Source organism: Desulfoconvexum algidum (genome assembly GCF_055382125.1).
Map to the genome: position 1 here is coordinate 640,479 of NZ_AP042394.1, position 19,535 is coordinate 660,013.

The 19,535-nt window shown below is 47.2% G+C and carries 18 protein-coding genes; 11 read left to right on the forward strand and 7 right to left on the reverse strand.

All coding sequences use genetic code 11. From position 1 onward, the window contains the following. Positions 1 to 35: 35 nt before the first annotated feature. The 4 genes from hysB to ACZ45G_RS02830 form a co-directional block, all read right to left on the reverse strand. The gene (gene hysB, locus ACZ45G_RS02815; RefSeq protein WP_464175142.1) at positions 36 to 992 is read right to left on the reverse strand and encodes a NiFeSe hydrogenase small subunit; all 957 of its coding nucleotides are present in this window, start codon (positions 990 to 992) and stop codon (positions 36 to 38) included. Between the two features lie 311 nt (positions 993 to 1,303). Continuing rightward, positions 1,304 to 1,699 (reverse strand): YbgC/FadM family acyl-CoA thioesterase, encoded by a 396-nt coding sequence (locus tag ACZ45G_RS02820; protein ID WP_464175143.1) that lies wholly within the window; start codon positions 1,697 to 1,699, stop codon positions 1,304 to 1,306. A 139-nt stretch (positions 1,700 to 1,838) separates the two neighbouring features. After that, on the reverse strand, positions 1,839 to 2,216 hold the full coding sequence (gene crcB, locus ACZ45G_RS02825) for a fluoride efflux transporter CrcB (protein WP_464175144.1): 378 nt from the start codon (positions 2,214 to 2,216) through the stop codon (positions 1,839 to 1,841). A 136-nt stretch (positions 2,217 to 2,352) separates the two neighbouring features. After that, positions 2,353 to 3,378 (reverse strand): DUF2804 domain-containing protein, encoded by a 1,026-nt coding sequence (locus ACZ45G_RS02830; protein WP_464175145.1) that lies wholly within the window; start codon positions 3,376 to 3,378, stop codon positions 2,353 to 2,355. Positions 3,379 to 3,639: 261 nt separating this feature from the next. Between ACZ45G_RS02830 and ACZ45G_RS02835 the strand changes: the two genes are divergently transcribed. The 11 genes from ACZ45G_RS02835 (at position 3,640) to ACZ45G_RS02885 (ending at position 15,975) form a co-directional block, all read left to right on the forward strand. Then, positions 3,640 to 5,079, forward strand: a complete 1,440-nt coding sequence (locus tag ACZ45G_RS02835; RefSeq protein WP_464179847.1) for a cache domain-containing protein — start codon at positions 3,640 to 3,642, stop codon at positions 5,077 to 5,079. Between the two features lie 109 nt (positions 5,080 to 5,188). After that, entirely contained in the window at positions 5,189 to 6,589 is a 1,401-nt protein-coding gene (locus ACZ45G_RS02840; protein WP_464179849.1) for a sigma-54-dependent transcriptional regulator, read from the forward strand. A 314-nt stretch (positions 6,590 to 6,903) separates the two neighbouring features. Then, complete coding sequence (locus ACZ45G_RS02845) at positions 6,904 to 8,184, forward strand: L-lactate MFS transporter (protein ID WP_464175146.1); 1,281 nt, start codon at positions 6,904 to 6,906, stop codon at positions 8,182 to 8,184. Between the two features lie 59 nt (positions 8,185 to 8,243). After that, complete coding sequence (acs, locus tag ACZ45G_RS02850) at positions 8,244 to 10,208, forward strand: acetate--CoA ligase (protein ID WP_464175147.1); 1,965 nt, start codon at positions 8,244 to 8,246, stop codon at positions 10,206 to 10,208. A gap of 176 nt (positions 10,209 to 10,384) precedes the next feature. Beyond that, the gene (locus ACZ45G_RS02855) at positions 10,385 to 11,209 is read left to right on the forward strand and encodes a mechanosensitive ion channel family protein (protein WP_464175148.1); all 825 of its coding nucleotides are present in this window, start codon (positions 10,385 to 10,387) and stop codon (positions 11,207 to 11,209) included. Between the two features lie 35 nt (positions 11,210 to 11,244). Beyond that, the gene (locus ACZ45G_RS02860; protein ID WP_464175149.1) at positions 11,245 to 11,559 is read left to right on the forward strand and encodes a hypothetical protein; all 315 of its coding nucleotides are present in this window, start codon (positions 11,245 to 11,247) and stop codon (positions 11,557 to 11,559) included. A 64-nt stretch (positions 11,560 to 11,623) separates the two neighbouring features. Next, positions 11,624 to 12,214: a SurA N-terminal domain-containing protein gene (locus ACZ45G_RS02865; protein ID WP_464175151.1), complete on the forward strand. Its 591-nt coding sequence runs from the start codon at positions 11,624 to 11,626 to the stop codon at positions 12,212 to 12,214. Positions 12,215 to 12,248: 34 nt separating this feature from the next. Next, positions 12,249 to 12,812 carry a HAMP domain-containing protein gene (locus ACZ45G_RS02870; RefSeq protein ID WP_464175152.1) on the forward strand — a complete coding sequence of 188 codons (564 nt, stop codon included), beginning with the start codon at positions 12,249 to 12,251 and terminating at the stop codon, positions 12,810 to 12,812. Positions 12,813 to 12,934: 122 nt separating this feature from the next. Continuing rightward, positions 12,935 to 13,450 carry a hypothetical protein gene (locus tag ACZ45G_RS02875; RefSeq protein WP_464175153.1) on the forward strand — a complete coding sequence of 172 codons (516 nt, stop codon included), beginning with the start codon at positions 12,935 to 12,937 and terminating at the stop codon, positions 13,448 to 13,450. A 144-nt stretch (positions 13,451 to 13,594) separates the two neighbouring features. Then, a complete protein-coding gene (locus ACZ45G_RS02880; protein WP_464175154.1) occupies positions 13,595 to 14,632 on the forward strand; it encodes an SDR family oxidoreductase in 1,038 nt (345 codons plus the stop codon). A 53-nt stretch (positions 14,633 to 14,685) separates the two neighbouring features. After that, positions 14,686 to 15,975: a nucleotide sugar dehydrogenase gene (locus ACZ45G_RS02885; RefSeq protein ID WP_464175155.1), complete on the forward strand. Its 1,290-nt coding sequence runs from the start codon at positions 14,686 to 14,688 to the stop codon at positions 15,973 to 15,975. A 37-nt stretch (positions 15,976 to 16,012) separates the two neighbouring features. Here ACZ45G_RS02885 and ACZ45G_RS02890 read toward each other — a convergent pair whose 3' ends face one another. From ACZ45G_RS02890 to ACZ45G_RS02900, 3 genes are all read right to left on the reverse strand, one after another. Further along, positions 16,013 to 16,537 (reverse strand): DUF309 domain-containing protein, encoded by a 525-nt coding sequence (locus ACZ45G_RS02890; RefSeq protein ID WP_464175156.1) that lies wholly within the window; start codon positions 16,535 to 16,537, stop codon positions 16,013 to 16,015. Further along, positions 16,537 to 17,493 carry a class I SAM-dependent methyltransferase gene (locus tag ACZ45G_RS02895; RefSeq protein ID WP_464175157.1) on the reverse strand — a complete coding sequence of 319 codons (957 nt, stop codon included), beginning with the start codon at positions 17,491 to 17,493 and terminating at the stop codon, positions 16,537 to 16,539. Before ACZ45G_RS02895 ends, ACZ45G_RS02890 begins: the two co-directional genes overlap by 1 nt. Positions 17,494 to 17,756: 263 nt before the next feature. Continuing rightward, positions 17,757 to 19,424 carry an alkaline phosphatase family protein gene (locus ACZ45G_RS02900; protein ID WP_464175158.1) on the reverse strand — a complete coding sequence of 556 codons (1,668 nt, stop codon included), beginning with the start codon at positions 19,422 to 19,424 and terminating at the stop codon, positions 17,757 to 17,759. Between the last annotated feature and the right edge of the window lie 111 nt (positions 19,425 to 19,535).

The following is a 19,535-nucleotide window of genomic DNA, read 5'->3' on the forward strand; positions in this document are numbered from 1 at the left end:
AATAAAATCTCCTTAGATTGCGAAAATTTGCGGAATTAAGCGGGTTCATAAAAGGGGGATGAGCCGTCGGGAAAATCTGGCTCAACGCAACCAATACAAACGGAATTGTCCACGCACCAGTTCAGGCCGCTATTCCATTTTCTCTTATAGCAGTCCGCATAGGTGTTAGGACCCTTGCAACCCAGATCCATCCGGCAGCCTTTGGGGTCAGACAAGGTGGCAGACATTTCACCTGCCTCATACAGGGGAAGCCTGGGGCAGTTGTCATGGATATTTTCGCCAAAGAAAAGTGTGGGCCGTCCGACTTCATCCAGTTCGGGAATTCCTTTTTCCAGGAGATGAACGATGGTTCCGACAATCCAGTCCGGATGGGAGGGGCAACCCGGAATGTTGACCACAGGTGTTTTAATGCCCTGGGTTTTAAAGAAATCCATCACGCCGGTGGCGCCTGTTACATTTCCTTTTGCCGCCGGGATCCCGCCATAGGCTGCGCAGGTACCAATGGCAAGGACAGAGCCTGCAATGGCGCCCAGGTCTTTCACGACATCGACCATGGTGATTTCTTTGTGGTTCATTTCACCGATGACGCAGTATTTGCCCTCTGCGGCTGTGGGAATAGCGCCTTCAACCACAAGGGAAAATCTGCCTTTGTATTCTTCTGCTACTGCATACAGGTGTTCCATTGCAAGTTCACCTTCACACGCTCCAATCGTGGGATGGAATTGCAGGCTGATAACCTTGAGAAGGACATCGGCGATGGGAGGGGAAACACTGTTCAATAACGATACTGAACAACCGGTACATCCCTGACCCTGAACCCAGAGAACCGGATGTCGTTTCAGACCTTTTTCAAGGGCTTGGATGAGTGCAGGATTGATGACTTGAGAAATACCGATTCCGGCGACTGTTCCAGTAACGGTTTTCAGAAAGTTCCTCCTGGAAACTCCTGCTTTTTTTTGTTGCACTTCCGGCAACTGTTGTTCGTCTTTCACGGGCACCTCCTTGATGCTGTTAAAAGTCTAACTTTCACACGTGTTTCCGCAGGAGATCATTCCCCCCGCGGGCTTGAAAATTAATAGGGCAGTATATAAAGGGATAGTAAGGCTGTCAATGTTTTGTATAGAAAATTTCAATTAGTGTTTACTAATATATAGGTGATTTGAATAGCCTGATCTTGGAAAGGTTTTTTAGCAGATATTACAAGATGTTATTAAGATTTATGGCTGGCGGGTAACAAAAATAATGCCCAGGCACACTCTGTTTAAAACCAATATTTCGGGATGTTATTCCGGGCTTTATATGATTAATCCAGAAATTCAAGATCAGGAATGGGCATGAGTTTTTTTTCAGCACCCAGGCAGACAAGTTCCAGGGTGCAGGATACAGCTGGTTTTTCTCCCTTTGGCCGCCATGCCTCATGGAAAAAAACAATGCGATAGTTTCCTTGTTTTTCCCAGGTGGTTCGGATGTCTAAGAGGTCTCCAAATACAGCACCGTCATGAAAGCCCAAACTTGTTTTATAAACGGCAAATCCGATCGTGTGCTCATGCCACATTTTTGCAAGGGTTGTGACGCCAATGATATCTTCCCTGGCGCGCTCAAAAAATTTTAGATAATTGGCATGATAGACCACACCGGAATGATCTGTATCTTCGTAATAAATCTGGATTGGAAAGTGATGGGGAGCATTATTTTTCATGGGGTAATATGTTTAATTCCAAAAATTAGTAGTTGGCCTTTATCTATACTGCTAAGTCATTTTCTTTTCAAGACAGATATTTTTTTCCTAAATCCATTTGAGATGTTGGGAATGTGTGTTGCCGGTGCCCAGGGTTCTTTTATAAAAATCTGGAGAGGGCAAATCCTGCCCAAACCGCCGAAAGACCCAGAATTATCTGGAGCATAAGGTTTGCTATGGCTGCACCTGTCTGGCCGTTCCTTGCCAAAAAAAAGATTTCATACCCAAAAGAGGAAAAAGTTGTAAATCCGCCCAAAAATCCGACAAAGACTAACGCCCGGATTTCAGGGGTAAAGATCTCCCGGGTTTCAGACATCCCCCCCAGAAGACCGATGATAAAACAGCCTGAAATATTGACCGTAACCGTGCCCAGGGGGAGCCAGGATCCTTTATAAAAAATGAGGGTTGCTTCGTAGACAAGGTATCTGCAAATGGCGCCGGCAAAACCACCCATTCCTACCATTAATATTTTCAACATGGGGCTATCTTTCCTGTTCAATCATTGTACGCCCATGGCCCATTTAATCCTGGGATGGGACGAGGTTATAAAATACAGTACCTCTAATAATAAAAAAAAACAGAGAATACCAGGACCTTTTTTTTGAGATGGGCGATTACCAAATTGCTCTATGGATTTCACAAAATCCTTTTATTCCTTTGAAAACGATTTTTTTATTGTTTTCCGGTTTGAAAAACCCATCAAAGGTTCCCACAAATTGGCGGAAGATCATTTTAACAAGCGGCCCCCCATTCATTTTATCATTCCTTTCTCCTTCCGGGGTAAAGCGTATGTCCATGGTTCGGGCCTCGTCATAAATATGCCAGCTCTCATAGGGGGCCTGTTCATTGAAATCGTATATGACTCTGTTGACACGTGTTCTCGTGTGATCAATCCAGAAGGCATTTTCTGAAAAATAGGTCTCATTTGTAAAGGCGGCAAAATTTGCGCCGATGCTTGTGTTATCGTGCAGTATCGCACCAAAGGCGGTCCAATACCAATTGGTTTCCCGGCCCAGGTATCCCCCTGACCAATCATAGATCGCCACCACCTTATCCATTTCATATACCAGGGGATTGCCATCCAGAGAAAGCTCAAAATCAGTTGTTGTCAAGGGGGAACACTTTTCCGTATAGGTAAATCGGGTGGGAACATTGGGATTTAAAACCCTCAGGGGTTGATGGGATTCTATTGAAAACAAAAAAGAGCCTTTGAATTTGAGCCGATCTTTAAAATTACAATCAATATTTAAGATGCCTCGTTCATGGCTCTTTTCCACCAGAACAGATGTTTTTCCTGATTTAAAGGTGGTCAGATAATTGTCGGGATTTCTGGGGAAATTCATTTTATTGGATAACCCCAAGGCTTTATCATCGGACTCAAATATGATCCCCTGGTCTTTGCAATAGATAAAGGCAAACACATTATATAAATATCCCAGATCCACCGTGGCAAATCCAAGGATATAGTCTCCGGCAGTGATGCCCACATAATTAAATTGATGATAGGCAAATTTCTTTTTAAATCCTTTGATCTCTCGATTGAAAAAATCAAAAAGTTTAAATTTTGTATAATTCCATTCAATGGGTTCATCAATGCAGCCGTAGTTAACGCTATTGTTTTTTCCTATAAGTTTATACATGGGGCTCCTTTTCTCAGGTTTGGCTCCGATCATAGAAATTGATCATAGAAACTGATGATAGAAAGGGTTGTTTCACAAGTCAAGGCGTAGTTTTTCCTAGGTTGCCTAGGATTGCCCCGGGTCATAAAAGCACTTGACACACGCCCAGGGTTTGATTATTCAAAAAACAGGGCGCATCATTCAACAGGCCGGGGAGGACAAATAGTGCCAGAATCAAATAAGACTCCGATCGCAAGGCAGGCGTTGCCTGTCCGTATCATTATCCCCGTGGCCTTGACCCTGATCCTTTTTATCATGACTATTTTTTTGCTGATCATTCCCTTGCTGGAAAAAAATATGATGGAGGGGAAACGGCAGGCCATCATGCATTTGACTGAAACGGCATGGAGTACCCTTGGTCTCTACCATGAACAAGCCCGCCTTGGAATCCTTTCGGAGGCTGCGGCCAGGGACGCTGCCATCCATCATCTCGCGCAATTGCGCTATGGGCCGGATCTCAAGGATTATTTCTGGATCAATGATATGACACCTGTCATGATCATGCATCCCTACCGCCCGGATCTTGTGGGGCAGGATGTCACCGAATTTGAAGATCCTGCCGGTAAACGCTTGTTTGTGGAAGTGGTGAATATGGCAAAAGAAAACAAGGCCGGGTTTGTGGATTATTTGTGGCAGTGGCAGGAAGATTCCGCCAGGATTGTCCCGAAAATTTCTTATGTAAAAGCCTTTGAACCCTGGGGCTGGATCATTGGTACCGGGATATATGTGGAAGATGTTCGGGCCGAGATTTTGACCATCACCCGTCACCTCACTTGGACCTGTCTTTGTATCATGGGAATTGTCTTGCTGTTGTCCGCCTATATTATCTGGGCCGCGGCAGTTGCGGAAAAAGAACGGTTAGGCGCCATGGCCCGGTCACGCCTGCGGGAAAAACAGCTGATCCAGGCCGATAAGATGAGCTCCCTTGGCATCCTTGTGGCTGGTGTTGCCCATGAAATTAATAATCCTGCCACTTCTCTCATGCTCAATGCCCCTAATTTGAAGAAGGCATGGGATGCGTTTCTCCCGATTTTGGATATCCATTTTCATGATAATCCCAGCGATAGGATTTGCAACATGGGCTACCCTGAATTGAGAAACCGCATCGGGTTGATGCTGTCTGCCATCCAGGACGGGTCTGCCCGGATTAAGGGGATTATTTCAGAACTCAAAAATTTTTCCCGGTCTACGGGGGCCCGGATGGACCATGAAATCGACGTGAATCAGGTGGTGAAAAAGTCCCTGGACCTGACCGCGGCCATTCTTAAAAAATCCACCGCTTGTTTGTCCGTGACCTATGGTAAAGATCTGCCAATGATCCGGGGCAGTTTTGGAAAGCTGCAGCAGGTGATGATCAATCTGCTGGTGAATGCCGGGCAGGCCATTGAGCCGGAACAATCCATCCATGTACAAACCACCTTTAATGATCAGAAAGCTTTTGTGATCATTGAAGTGACAGACACAGGTCCCGGGGTTACTGAAAAAGACCTGAAAAAGATGAAGGACCCGTTTTTTACCACCCGCAGGGATGAGGGCGGTACCGGCCTCGGTCTTTCCATTTCCGATAAAATTGTCAGTGACCATGGCGGCCTGCTGGAATTTTCTTCTCCCCCGGGCCGGGGATTGACTGCCAGGATCCTCTTGCCCTGCATCCTAAAATAATCTATAGATAGGAATATAAAAAATAATTTCCCGGGACCATTAAAATGGCGGACCATTAAAATGGCGGATCATTAAAATGGCGGATCAACAAAACGTGGACCACCAAAAAATGGATCAACAAAAATCAGGTCAACAAAAGAATGATGCAAGACCCATCCTTATAGTGGATGATGAACCTGAAATTCTTGTGGCGGTGGACACCACCCTTAGAATGGCCGGGTTTGACAATATCATCACCGTAAGCGATTCCCGGGATGTGATCCGTTTGATGGAACGTCAGATTCCAAGGCTTATCCTCCTGGACCTGAACATGCCTCATATCAACGGCGGCCGTCTGCTCCAGATTATCCGGAAAACCTGGCCCCGGATTCCCGTGATTGTCCTCACCGGTGCCATTGATGTGGACACGGCTGTCCGGTGTATGAAAATAGGGGCCCTGGACTATGTGGTGAAACCGGTTGAAGAAGCGCGGTTGCTGGCTGCCGTGAACCTGGCCCTGGATTATGAGAATCTTACCGCAGATAAAAAAGGGATTCCCAAGGATCTTTTTTCCCAGATTAAAAATCCTGAAGCCTTCCGGCACATCATCACCCAGGACAAGAAAATGCATTCCATTTTCCACTATGTGGAAGCCATCGGACCCTCATCCCAGCCGGTGTTGATTTTCGGGGAAACCGGTGTGGGAAAGGAACTTATCTGTCAGTCCATCCATAGTTTAAGCCGGCGCAAGGGAAAGTTGGTCAAGGTCAATGTGGCCGGATTAGACGATAATGTTTTTTCCGATACCCTTTTCGGCCATGTGGCCGGTGCCTTTACCGGGGCGGACAAGGCCCGGCCCGGTCTTATTGAACAGGCAGTCGCAGGAACTTTGTTTTTGGATGAGATTGGGGATTTGGCGTTGTCTTCCCAGGTCAAACTCCTCCGGCTGCTTCAGGAAGGAGAGTACCTGCCACTGGGATCTGATAGGACCCGCAAATCAGATGTGCGGATACTGGCCTCCACCAATCTGGACCTATGGGCTCTCGAAAAAAAAGGAAAATTTCGAAAAGATTTGATCTACCGCCTGTCCACCCATACCCTGACCCTGCCGCCCCTGCGGGAGAGACTTTTGGATTTGCCCCTGCTCATGGATAGGTTTGCCTGCAAAGCGGCAACTGAGCTGGACAAGCCCATTCCCGACATTCCCAAAAATCTGATAGAATTAATGGAAGCTTATCCCTTTAAAGGGAATATCCGGGAGCTTAAGTCCATGATTCACGATGCAATTTCCCGTTATAAACGCGGACGATTTTCCCCGGATCTGTTCAAGGGGCTGGCCCCGAATAGCAGTTTAAACCCCAAAGGGGAGACCCTGTTGGATCTTCCCACCCTGAAGGAGGCCTCCAGAGAGTTGGTCGAAAAGGCCCTCAAGCAGACCGGCGGCAATCAGTCTGCGGCGGCGAAGATTTTGGGGATCTCCCAGCAGGCCTTGAGTAAACGTATCAAAAAGTTAAAGTCAGGGGAGAACTAGTTCAAAACAGCCCCACAACAAAAGTTGTATTCACAATTTTTGTTGTGGGGGAGACCTCCCTTTCCTATCCTTAGCCCATTCCTTGGGTATTTTCTTTATTTTTACAACTAAAGTTGTAAAAATAAAGAAAATACTATTCCTAAAATAAATCATAAATACAGTGTAAAAACAGATAGATATATCTTAATTGTGCCGTCGGCACAAGGATTGCTAATATTTTAATTGTACTAAATGAATGGCAATTATTTTTTGTAGGAAGATTACCCCATCCAAAAGCTCTGTAATCGACTCTGCATTTTTAAAGGAGAATTAAAATGAATGAGATTAAAAACCTTGGCTGGCGCGTTACATTTGCAGGATTGGGCATTAACCTGGCGTTGGGTATACTCTATACATGGAGTATCTTTAAAATGACCATCAAAGAATCCATCCTTGCCGGAGATGGGGTGTATAACTGGAGCATGGCCTCCCTCAATGATCCCTATGCCGTCTGCTGCCTGGTTTTTGCCTTTGCCATGATCTTTGCCGGCCGGGTTCAAGACAAGACAAGCCCCAGGGTTACGGCTGTGATCGGGGGGCTTTTGACCGGGGCAGGCCTGATTCTCATTGCATTTTCCACCTCCTGGATCATTTGGATTCTAGGATTCGGTGTTCTCATGGGCATGGGGCTGGGCTTTGGCTATGCATCCGCTACTCCCCCTGCCATTAAATGGTTTCCCCCGGCAAAGACCGGTATGATCGCTGGGATCGTTGTGGCGGGGTTTGGACTGGCTTCCGTTTATATCGCGCCCTTGGGGACGTTTTTGATCGGAAAAGTTGGTCTAAGTCAGTCCATGCTTATCTTTGGCGTGGCCTTTTTGTTTGTAGTTTCTTTTCTGGCCCAGTTTTTGGTGAATCCACCCGAGGGCTATGTTCACCCAGATGCCGTATCAAAGACATCCTCGGCTGCTCCTGTGACTGTGAATTTTTCCCCCAGTGAAATGATGAAAACCGGTACTTTTTATAAACTCTGGCTCATTTTTTGTGTGGGATCTGGCGCAGGCCTCATGATCATCGGCGGTGTTGCCGGCATGGCAAAATCGGGTATGGGTTCCATGGCATGGGTGGTGGTCGCTCTCATGGCGGTTGGGAATGCATCGGGCCGGGTAGTGGCAGGAATTTTGTCCGATAAAATCGGCAGGGCCAACACGCTTTTTATCATGATGACGGCCCAGGCCATTGTAATTTTTTCCCTCCTTTTTATTACGCCGGCACAGATTGTCCTCCTTGTTATCGCCGCCACCCTGATCGGGTTTAATTACGGGACGAACCTTTCTTTGTTCCCTTCGGCCACCAAGGATTTTTTCGGATTGAAAAATTTTGGGGTCAACTACGGCCTGGTCTTCTCTGCCTGGGGCGTGGGCGGATTTATCTTCCCTCGGGTCTCCCAGATGATCGTTGCCTATACCCAAAGTCCCAGGATAGCTTATATTCTGGCCGCAGGACTCCTTTTACTGGGAGCGGTTCTGGCCTTGATGACAAAGGCGCCGGTGGCAGCGGTGGAAAAAGAAACGTTTATCGGTATCCCGGTGCCTGAAAAAATGAATGTCAAATAAAGCAACACCCAAATATTGAAACGCCAAGTGCAAATTCTTAAAATTGAAAAGGAGCAATTATGAGCGAATTCAAATTTCACGCAGATGATGAGCACCGCGAAAATGCCTGGGTAAAAAGCATGGATGAGTACAAAGAATTGTACCAGCAATCCATTGAAGATCCGGAAACCTTCTGGGCCAAAATGGCAGACCAGTTTTATTGGGAACGCCGATGGGACAAGGTCAGAGATTATAATTTTTCCATCTCCAAGGGGCCAGTCTTTATTGAATGGTTTAAAAACGCAAAGACCAATATCTCCTATAATTGCCTGGATCGCCATCTTGAAACCCGGGGGGATCAGACCGCTTTTATCTGGGAGGGCAATAATGTGGGGGAAGATCTTGAAATATCTTACAAACAGCTTCACGAAAAAGTCTGCCGGTTTGCCAATGCCCTGAAAGCCAAAGGTGTTGTCAAGGGAGACCGGGTGGCCATTTACATGCCCATGATTCCGGAACTGGCCGTGACCATGCTGGCCTGTGCCAGAATCGGTGCCATTCACAGTATTGTATTTGGTGGTTTTTCGGCAGAAGCGCTGTCCAACAGGATTTTGGACAGTCTTTGCAAGGTGGTGGTGACCGCCGACGGCGTCATGCGGGGTGCAAAGGCTGTTCCCCTTAAGGGTGCTGCCGATACTGCCATGGCCCTGTGCAAAGAACAAGGGCATGACGTTGAATGCTGCTTTGTGGTCAAGCGCACCGGTTCCCAAGTTGAAATGTATCCAGACAGAGATGTCTGGTGGCATGAAGCCGCTGCAAAAGAATCCCAGGACTGCCCCGTGGAATGGATGGATGCCGAAGATCCTCTTTTTATTCTTTATACCTCAGGGTCCACGGGTACTCCCAAAGGGGTTCAGCACAATGTGGGCGGTTATATGGTCTATACCGGGGTGACATTTAAATACATCTTTGACTACCATGACAATGACGTTTATTGGTGCACGGCTGACATCGGTTGGGTCACCGGCCATTCTTATATCGTCTATGGCCCCCTGTCCCAGGGGGCCACAAGTCTCATGTTTGAAGGGGTGCCCACCTATCCGGATCCCGGACGTTTCTGGGCCACGGTGGACAAATGGAAGGTGAATCAGTTTTATACAGCTCCCACCGCCATCCGGGCCCTCATGGCCCAGGGTGAACGCTGGGTTGAAAAATATGATCTTTCTTCCCTGAGGCTGCTGGGATCAGTTGGCGAGCCCATCAACCCTGAAGCCTGGCGCTGGTACCACAAACATGTGGGCAAAGAACGTTGTCCCATTGTGGATACCTGGTGGCAGACAGAAACCGGCGGTATTATGATATCTGCCCTGCCCTATGCCATTGACCAGAAACCCGGAAGCGCTACCCTGCCGTTCTTTTCTGTCTCTCCGGTACTACTCAGTGAGCAGGGAGAGGTGTTGGAAGGTGCCTGTGACGGTATCCTGGCCCTGAAAGAACCCTGGCCCGGACAGATGCGCACTGTGTACAACAACCATGATCGGTTTGAAAAAGTTTATTTTCAGATGTTTGACGGCTATTATTTTGCAGGGGATGGCTGCCGCAGGGACGAAGACGGTTATTATTGGATCACAGGCCGCGTGGATGATGTGATCAATGTGTCCGGCCACCGCATGGGCACGGCCGAAGTTGAATCCGCCCTGGTCAGTCATCCTGAAGTGGCGGAAGCCGCCGTTATCGGGTATCCCCATGCCATTAAAGGCCAGGGGATTTATGCCTTTGTTACCCTCATGATCAGTTCAGAACCATCGGATGCGCTTTTGGCCTCGCTAAAGGCCCATGTCCGAAAAGAAATCGGGCCCATTGCTACGCCGGATGTGATTAATTTCGCGCCGGCCCTGCCCAAGACAAGGTCCGGCAAAATCATGCGCCGGATCCTGAGGAAAATTGCCACGGACGAATTTGATCAGCTGGGGGATATCTCCACTTTAGCGGATCCGGATGTGGTGGAAACCCTTATTACCAGCCATAAGATATTGGTCAGATAAGCGACCCATTGAACCTATAAGCCATCGGCTTTTTCCCTGGCGATGACAAAAGACCGGAAGCCTCACATCTTCCGGTCTTTTCGCTTTTAACAAATCCTTTCTTGACACAAAAAGTCTATTTGATTATGAAATAGAATCCAACAATATAATCTTTAACCTTTTTGAAACGAGGATACATGAATGATCAGGTAACCAAACTCCATGAACTTGGCAAAGTGATGCAAGAACACGGCCTTCAATTGATTCTTGCGCTACTGATATTGATTTTGGGGCTGTTTTTGACAAAATGGGCCATCAAGGTGCTGAAAACAGTGTTGGCAAAATTCACTAAGAATGCCGCCACCATTTCCATCATCGCCAATAGTGTAGGGGTTCTTATGCTGGGTGTTGTCATTGTGGCATCTGCAATGGAAATCGGTGCAAAACCAGGGCCCCTCATTGCGCTGATCATGATTATCGTCCTTGCGGTCATCGGGGTGATTGTGGTTTTCAGGCCTTTGATTCCGACCCTGCCCTTTACGGTTGGCAACACCGTTAAGGTCGGCGATTTGCTTGGGAAGGTGGAGGCTACTACCATATTAAACACAAGAGTTCGGACCTTTGACGGCAAGACTTTTTTTGTGCCCAACCGGCAGATCCTGGATGATATTGTCATCAATTATCATTTTACCAAGACCCGGCGGGTTAAGGTGGATGTCACCATCCGCTATGACCAGGATCTTCTCAAGGCCAAGCAATTGATAGAAGCCGTCATGACAGAAGATGCAAGAATATTGACCAAACCCGCTCCCCAGGTTTATGTTTTGGAGCTGGGTCTCAACGGGGTGAAACTGGGCGGCCGCTGCTGGGTTAACAACGCCAAGTATTGGGTCACAAAGTGTGAATTGCAGGAAAAAACAAAACTCAGATTTGATGCCGAATCCATTAGATTTGCCTATCCTCAGATGAATGTTTACCACAGGAATGACCTGGAGACACCCCCCAGCCAAGAAAACGGCTAAAGCCCGGAAGTGTTGTAAGGAAAGGAGAGAAAAAGATGAAATTAGCCGAAGGCTTGAAACGCATATCAGAGGGCTGGATAACCAAACCCAAGGGGTATCGGGTAAGGTTCCAGCAATTGGTTGAGGGTGAGTTGGTAACCGAGTATTCTCCCGGCCTGGAGGACAAACCACTGGATTCAGACGTCACCACCTGGCGGTATGCCTGGAAATTGGCCAAGGCCACCCAGCCGAAATCAGAGACAGTTTTACCGGGGGAATTGGTCAATGTTACGGTGGTGGATGACAAAGATGCAATGGTCAACTATTACGCCACGGGAAAACCTGAAATTTTTAATCCTAAAAACGAATAAAATTGATGGGGCTTTGACAAATATCCCGGGCAACTCCCGCGGTCTGGGAAAAAGGATTTATATAATGAGAAATCATGCTGGCACATGGGCCCTGTCTGTTTTTACGGTCTTGTTTTTTTGTTTTATCCTGTCTTCTCTTTTCATGGGGTGCGGTTCAACCACTGGTTCCGAAAAAAATGATATCGTCCTTCAGATTAATAATAGTAAAATTTCCCTGGCAGAATTCAATGAGTTGATAAAGGCTGAGTCCTATGCTGACCCGGAGATGGATTTGACAACAGACACCCGGGATCAGTTTATTAACTATCTGGTTCGAAAGGAACTATTGATCCAGGAAGCTGCCAAACTGAAACTGGATAGTAAAGCAGAGTTTGTCCAGACCATTGAACGCTACTGGGAAGCCACCCTGATTCGTAATCTTCTGGATTTAAAATGCGCTGAATTGAAGAAAGAAATTTTAATCACCGATGGTGAAATCTACGCCTATTATTTAAAAAACAAGGCGCATTTTATCCAGTCGCTTGAGGCTGAAAAAGAAGGGATTAAATGTGTTCTTGAATCAAAAGAGCTGGAAATAAAATTGGAAAAATGGATCAAAAGTTTAAGGGATTGTGCTGATGTCAATGTCAATAAAGCGCTCCTGAGTGGAAAATAAAACAAGGCCCGAAAGATTGAATAAGGTGAATAAGATGAATCCAAGCAAGAAAAAGCCAAACTCCATCCAACGAAGACAACTTTACATCAACAGAGGTTTTCAGACCCGGTTTATCCTAAAATTTTGCCTCATCCTCCTCCTTGGGGGGGCCATTTCCATCGGTCTCACCCTCTATAATACCCAGGAAACCCTGACCTCTTCCTTTAGCAATTCAAAATTGGTGATCCAGAACACCTCCCTTGCCATTATGCCCTCGGTCATTTACACTACTTTGATAAGCACCCTGGTCATCGGCCTGATTGTTATCATGGCAACCCTTCTGGCCTCCCATAAAATTGCAGGCCCCATGTTCCGTTTTGAACAAGACATTGACAAAATTTCCACAGGAGACCTCAAAAGTAGGATCGATATCCGGACAGGCGATCAGTTCCAGGCCATTGCCGTTTCCCTGAACAAGATGATCGATAGCCTGAACTATAAGGTGTCTGATATGAAACGAGATGCCGATGCCCTGGCACGGAACGAAGACCTGCCGGAAAGCTGCCGCCGGGAAATTGTCCTGTTTAATGAAAAAATCAATACCCATTTTAAACTTTGAATAGGATTTTCCCCAATATTTTTTGGCGGTTTTTTTGCCTGGGGTTTTTTGGGGTATATCTACTGGCTGTCGGTCTGACCCACACTGCGGAGGGCGATACAACCACCGGTAGGTGGGAGACCTTGAAAGCAAAATACCTGACCGTGACCTACGAAAATATCGAGGACCTGAACCTTTTCGATGAAAAAATCGACTTTTCCGCTGATGCCAACAGTTTCTCCAGTTTTTTAAGCGCCCATCAACCGTCGGGAACTAAGCTCCGAGGAATGAAGATTGAGAGAACAGCCCTTGAAAATCAAGTGATACAAAAAATGGATGCCCTGGTTGAAAAGGTTCAGCTGATTTTAGATATGCGAAAACCCATGAACGTAATTGTGAAACTCTATCCCGATAAAACGGCTTTGCAGGGGGCTTATTTCAATATTTATAAAAAAAAAAGAGAATTTCGCGCCTGGTATATTTTTGAATACAACACTATTTATCTCAATGTTCAAGATCTGTTTGCTGAGATGCTTGCCCATGAAATCGCCCATGCCATCATCGATAACTACCTTTCGGTGAAACCGCCAAGGGCAACCGCAGAGATTTTGGCCCGATATGTAGGGAAACATTTAAACAAAAAGGCGAAGGTTTATTAAAAAATTCCCACGAACAAGACCCTTGACGGGTATCTGGAAAATAAACTAAGGTGGTCCATCAAAAATAAGGTCTATTGAAACTGCCCCAGGGGGTGGCGCTATATTAATAATATGGGAGTATTAAGATGAAGTGGACGTGGCAAAATGGATATGAATAAAACACTGGTTACAAGAGAACTTGGGAAAACATCTTATCATTGGCTGGTGACCGGGTGTGCCGGGTTTATCGGGTCTAACCTTGTGGAGACCTTGCTCGGGCTTGGACAGAAGGTCACAGGGCTTGATAATTTTTCCACGGGGTTTCAGTACAACCTTGATCAGGCAGGTGCTGCCGTTGGCAAAGAAAATTGGAAAAATTTTACCTTCATCGAAGGAGATATCAGGGCCGCGGATGTCTGTGCCGCTGCATGCCAGGGGCAGGATTTTGTCCTTCACCAGGCTGCTCTGGGATCGGTACCCAGATCTGTTGTAGATCCCCTGATTACCAATGAAAATAATATTACCGGATTTTTAAATATGCTGGTGGGGGCAAAGGATGCAAAGGTAAAACGGTTTGTGTATGCAGCCTCCAGTTCCACCTATGGGGACCACCCGGGCTTGCCAAAGCAGGAGGACACCATCGGGAACCCATTGTCCCCCTATGCCGTGACCAAGTATGTCAATGAATTGTATGCAAATGTGTTTGCCACGACCTATGGATTTAAACCCATAGGGCTTCGGTATTTTAATGTGTTTGGAAAGCGCCAGGATCCCTATGGTGGCTATGCCGCTGTGATGCCCTTGTGGTTTTCGTCCATGATCAAAGGGGAGAAGGTGTATATCAACGGGGATGGAGAGACCAGTCGGGATTTTTGTTATATCGACAATTGTGTACAAGCCAATCTGCGGGCCTGTCTTGTGACAGATGAGGCAGCAGCGGGCCAGGTGTATAATGTGGCCTATGGACAAAGAACCACCTTGAACCAATTGTTTTATCTCATCCGGGACCGGGTGGCCAAACGATATGGAAAGATAGCTGAAATTGAACCGGTATACAGGGATTTTAGGCCCGGGGATGTGCGGCATTCTTTGGCGGATATTTCCAAGGCCCAAACCCTTTTGGGGTATAAACCAAAATTTTCTGTGACCGAGGGGCTTGATCTGGCAGCAAATTGGTATATGGACAACTTGAAAACTGGATAATTTAAAAATCAGGTAATTTAAAAACTGAATAATTTATTTTTGGAGTATCTTAGATGAACGATAACAGCAAAATAGCCGTGGTGGGGCTTGGATATGTGGGCCTTCCCCTGGCCATTCATTTCGGTGAGAAATACAGCACCATTGGATTTGATCTGAAGAACAGCATTGTTGAAAATTGCCGGGTCCATAGAGATCCCACAGGAGAGGTGAGTTCGGAGGACTTTCAAGGGGCGGTTCAGTTTACCGCCACAACTGATGCCAAAATGATGGGGGACGCCGATTTTATCATTGTGGCCGTTCCCACCCCCATTGACCAGGCCAAAAGACCGGATCTTACCCCTGTGGAAGGTGCCGCCCGAACCGTGGGGCGTGTCATGAAAAAGGGGGCCATTGTTATTTTCGAGTCCACGGTTTATCCCGGGGTAACCGAAGATATCTGCGTGCCGATTTTAGAAAAAGAGTCCGGCATGACCTGGAAAAAAGATTTCCATGTGGGGTATTCGCCGGAACGGATCAATCCCGGGGACAAGGAGCACACCCTGACTCGCATTGTCAAAGTGGTGTCAGGCGATGATGAAGACACCCTGGAAAAGGTGGCAGACCTGTATGAATCCATTGTAACGGCAGGGGTTCACCGGACAAAAAATATCAAGGAGGCAGAGGCTGCCAAGGTGATTGAAAATACCCAGCGGGACTTGAATATCGCCTTGATGAATGAGCTGGCATTGATATTTGACCGGTTGGGCATCGATACCAAGAATGTTCTGGAGGCAGCTGGATCCAAATGGAACTTTTTAAAATTTTCACCAGGGTTGGTGGGGGGGCACTGCATTGGGGTGGATCCCTATTACCTGACCTTTAAGGCAGAGTCTGAAGGGTATAACCCCCAGATCATTCTGGCGGGACGTAGGATCAATGATAATATGGGGCGGTTCGTGGTGGAAAAGACCGTTAAGATGATGATTGCCCAGGGGCAGCCCATCAAAGATACCCGGGTGGGAATCCTGGGGTTGACCTTTAAAGAGGACTGTCCAGACCTGAGAAATACCCGGGTGGTGGATATCATAGCCGAGCTTGAGTCCTACGGATGTGATGTCATGGTTCATGATCCCATGGCAGACCCGGAAGAGGCAAAAAAATATTATGGGGTGGAACTTTGTTCCTGGGAGGCATTAACAAATCTTGGGGCCATTATTCTGGCGGTTCCCCACGGGGCTTACAGGGAAAAAAGTGTGGCAGATCTGGTATCAACCCTGAGACAAGGCGGTTGCCTGATTGATGTGAAAAGCGTGTTGGATATGGATGCGGTGAACGAGACTGGGGTCCCTTTCTGGCGGCTATAGCCTGTCGGTAACTTTTTTTTAACGGGTAAAATAAAATTTAAGGCATAAATTTGGGCGGGGGTGAATCCAGGGATTTAAGGGCGGCTATCAACCGGGCTGATGTGAATATGCCCGGAATGAGGGAGGTGTTGGCCGTTAGAAATGCCAGGGCTTTTTCTGCTGTTTTTTTTGCCCCGGGGGTTCGCCCTGCTTCCAGGAGTGCATAGGTCCCCGCCGATCGAATAAGGGCCTGGATCAGTTTTTTCTCCCTCCCCTGAGCCTGGATCCAGAAGGGTTCCAGCCATTCATGGCATTCAAAAAAAAGCGCCTGGTCCCATAGCAGGACGGCTGTGGTGAAGATATCGGCTGGAATGGATTCCAAATGGGCAAGGATGGTCTGGTACCGGGCCAGCCGGTTGTCAATATAATCCAGATGCCAGGGGGCCAGTTCCTGTTGCTTCAGGACCAGGAGGGTACGATCTACAGGTTCCATACAGCGTTCCTGGATAGCTGTCAGGAAACTTTCTGCCAGATCATTGCGGATATCCCGACACAACCGGTTTTCAAAGGGAGCAAAGGACATTATATCTGTATCTCCCAGCATCGGTGGATCTTTTTTCGCTTGGTGAGATAGTCCTCGGGAATGGTGGTATCTGTTATCTCGGTGATATCCTCGGCATTTAAGCGATGGGTCTCCATATCAAAATTTTGGTGGTTGGTGGAAAAAAAGAGGGTCCCCCCGGGTCGCATGAGCTCAAACACCCCATTGAGAAGAACGGGATAGTCCCGGGCAATATCAAAATGTTTTTCCGTCTCTTTTGTGGTGGAATAGGAGGGCGGATCCACTACGGCCAGGTCAAATGAAAGGTTTCGCCATTTGGCCTTGGCCAGAAAATCAAGGGTGTCTTCCTGGACCAGGGTATGCCGGGGATCGGTCAGCTTGTTGAGTTCCAAATTTTCCCGTGCCCAGGTGATGGCGGTTTCAGACCGGTCCACGGACAGGGTGGAGCGGGCACCGCCTTTGGCGGCATAACAGGTAAAGGCGCCGGTGTAACAATAGAGATTGAGAAAATCCTTGTCGTTGACCATTTTCCCCACCCGTTGTCTTGTATTTCGATGGTCGGAGAAAAGTCCGGTGTCCACATAATCGCTGGGGTTGATATAAAATTGCAATTGCCTCTCCCACATGGGGATTTTCTGGTTGGTATGGTTGAGGCGTTGGTACCGGGTCCCTTCTTTAATACCGGATTTGCGGATTTTGAGATGGAGTTTTTCTGTGGGGACATTTAAGGCAGCGGCCACGGCCGATCCCATGAGGGGCAACCAGTCAGGCGTCGATTGTTGCCGGCTGTATTCGCCAATGATGAGGTGGCCCCCATACCAGTCCACCACGGCCCTGATATCGGGGATATCCCAGTCATAGAGCCGGAAAACCTCAAGGTTTTGTCGAGCATAGCGTTTTCGTAAATGCTTGTATCTTTTTTTGACCTTGTTGGCCAGCATCTCTGCTTGAACCCGGGCTTTAATTTGAGTTTCCATTTGTATTTTTATACACGATTCGGTTTCCCATGGCAAGGGTGGCAGGGACTATAACAGGGCAATCGCAATTGATTTTTTTTGTTATGGAACTCTTTTTTAGCCAATGGTGATGTCTTGTACTCGGCACCATCGGGATTTAGCGGAAATGATCAAATCTATACCGCCCTGGTGATTCGATTATATACGCCGTTTGCCCCTTCACCCCGCCGGAACCCGGTTTAAAACCCCATATAAATAGACTTCATTCACCTAAAGTCCGTTCATCACTTCACCTTCAGCACTTCAACCAAAGGATTCCCCTCTGACCCCGAAGGAGGTTTGATTTCAAGACAGGCCGCAAGGGTTGCAGCAATATCATAGGGGGTAACCGGTCGGACAATTTTTTGGGCCGGTATGCCATACCCGGCAAAGAACAAAGGCACATAGGTGTCATAAGTCCAGGGCGAACAATGAATCGCTGCAAGTTTGGTGGTGGTATCCATTTCATAATAAAAGTACCAGAACTGGTCAGCTACCACATGAACATGGCCGGATCGTTTTAAGTGAAAATTATTCAGGATGCTCATGTTCACCTTTGTCGGAGCAAAGGCCCCCTTTATCAGGTCCGTTCGGGTCAGGGCATTTATGATACCCGGGACCTTTATAATTTCCTGGGCCACTGCGGTTTCAATCTGGGCCACACTGTATTTGGTTTTCCTGATTTCCTCTTCATTTAAATAAACATAAGGATGTTCATACAGCCTGATTACATCATCAGACACTCCCAGCCTATCTTTGAGACCCTCCTTTATGGTTCCCTTTACAATGGCCTCGGAGGTCAGTCGTCCCACTTCAAATCCAAAGCTCTGCATGTATTCGGGCGCCTCGCTCATCCCGTGATCAGCTGAAAGAACAATCAGGGTCTGGTCAAGCCCAACCTGGTCGTCTATAAACTTGAACAGGTCCGCCAGCAATCGGTCAATGCGTAAAATATTGTCTTCCGCCTCAAGGCTCGACGGCCCAAAAACATGACCGATATAATCGGTAACCGAAAAACTTATGGCCATAAAATCCGTGGCTTTGCCCTGCCCCAGTTTTTCTGCTTTGATCAAGGTCTTTGCAAAATCCGCTGTCAGCTCATCCCCGAATGGGGTGGCTATCAGAGATGCGTAGAAATACTTGGAATCTCCCTTTATAGGATGCGGGAAGGTTATGCCCAGGCCAAATATGTCAACTTCAAAGGGTCGGTCATCATCCTTTCCAAAAACATAGGTTGACGGCTCATGCAATAATTCCCAGGATGTATCCTTGTATTGGTCTGCAAATTTTTGCGCATTCCACTGCTTGGCCCAGGCTGGATAGTTGTCGTAATAGTAGGTACTGCTGGTAAAAGATCCGTCACTCTTGGAATACCAAAAGGCCTTGCCAGCATGACCGCCGGGAAGGATGGCACCCCGGTCTTTTATGGATACGCTGAACATTCTGGACTGACCATTATTGGAAATAATCAGCTCATCGCCGATTGTGGAAGACAATAAATTTGTGGGTGCTCTGCCTTTTCCCGCTGCCGGTTCTTTACCGATCATGGGATATCTGTCATCTTCACAATTGTAAATGACTTTCTGCTTGTCCATATCAAACCAGTTGCCGGCGACAATACCATTGCTGGAAGGATAAGCACCTGTGAACAATGCTGCATGACCGACCGGCGTCTCTGTATCGGCATGTTGAAAGTGAGCGTTTATGTAATGGGTTCCCTTCTCCATGAGATATCGGAACCCGCCTTCTCCCAATCGATCCTTATACCGCATGGGAAAATCACCACGCATCTGGTCAATCGTGATCTGAAGTATGAGTTTTGGTTTTTCGTTAACTGTTCCCGCAACTGCCCACGCTGAAAACATCAGCAGCAGGAGTGTGATTATCACAACGGGGAATAATTTTGCTTTCATAAGTCCTCCTTGCTATCCTTAACATTGATTGCTGGCCCGAAGAATGTTTCTTCCTAACCTTTGCTTTTCCTGGCTAAAAAAAATCGCTTCCGACTGCACAATGGTTCTGAA

What these genes read in the sequence shown, in the direction of transcription:
- ACZ45G_RS02820 (WP_464175143.1), bottom strand. Translation starts at nt 1,699, where the DNA reads ATGAAAAATAATGCTCCCCATCACTTTCCAATCCAGATTTATTACGAA.
- crcB (WP_464175144.1), bottom strand. Translation starts at nt 2,216, where the DNA reads ATGTTGAAAATATTAATGGTAGGAATGGGTGGTTTTGCCGGCGCCATT.
- ACZ45G_RS02830 (WP_464175145.1), bottom strand. Translation starts at nt 3,378, where the DNA reads ATGTATAAACTTATAGGAAAAAACAATAGCGTTAACTACGGCTGCATT.
- ACZ45G_RS02840 (WP_464179849.1), top strand. Translation starts at nt 5,189, where the DNA reads ATGGATCAACAAAAATCAGGTCAACAAAAGAATGATGCAAGACCCATC.
- ACZ45G_RS02845 (WP_464175146.1), top strand. Translation starts at nt 6,904, where the DNA reads ATGAATGAGATTAAAAACCTTGGCTGGCGCGTTACATTTGCAGGATTG.
- acs (WP_464175147.1), top strand. Translation starts at nt 8,244, where the DNA reads ATGAGCGAATTCAAATTTCACGCAGATGATGAGCACCGCGAAAATGCC.
- ACZ45G_RS02855 (WP_464175148.1), top strand. Translation starts at nt 10,385, where the DNA reads ATGAATGATCAGGTAACCAAACTCCATGAACTTGGCAAAGTGATGCAA.
- ACZ45G_RS02860 (WP_464175149.1), top strand. Translation starts at nt 11,245, where the DNA reads ATGAAATTAGCCGAAGGCTTGAAACGCATATCAGAGGGCTGGATAACC.
- ACZ45G_RS02865 (WP_464175151.1), top strand. Translation starts at nt 11,624, where the DNA reads ATGAGAAATCATGCTGGCACATGGGCCCTGTCTGTTTTTACGGTCTTG.
- ACZ45G_RS02870 (WP_464175152.1), top strand. Translation starts at nt 12,249, where the DNA reads ATGAATCCAAGCAAGAAAAAGCCAAACTCCATCCAACGAAGACAACTT.
- ACZ45G_RS02880 (WP_464175154.1), top strand. Translation starts at nt 13,595, where the DNA reads ATGGATATGAATAAAACACTGGTTACAAGAGAACTTGGGAAAACATCT.
- ACZ45G_RS02885 (WP_464175155.1), top strand. Translation starts at nt 14,686, where the DNA reads ATGAACGATAACAGCAAAATAGCCGTGGTGGGGCTTGGATATGTGGGC.
- ACZ45G_RS02890 (WP_464175156.1), bottom strand. Translation starts at nt 16,537, where the DNA reads ATGTCCTTTGCTCCCTTTGAAAACCGGTTGTGTCGGGATATCCGCAAT.
- ACZ45G_RS02895 (WP_464175157.1), bottom strand. Translation starts at nt 17,493, where the DNA reads ATGGAAACTCAAATTAAAGCCCGGGTTCAAGCAGAGATGCTGGCCAAC.
- ACZ45G_RS02900 (WP_464175158.1), bottom strand. Translation starts at nt 19,424, where the DNA reads ATGAAAGCAAAATTATTCCCCGTTGTGATAATCACACTCCTGCTGCTG.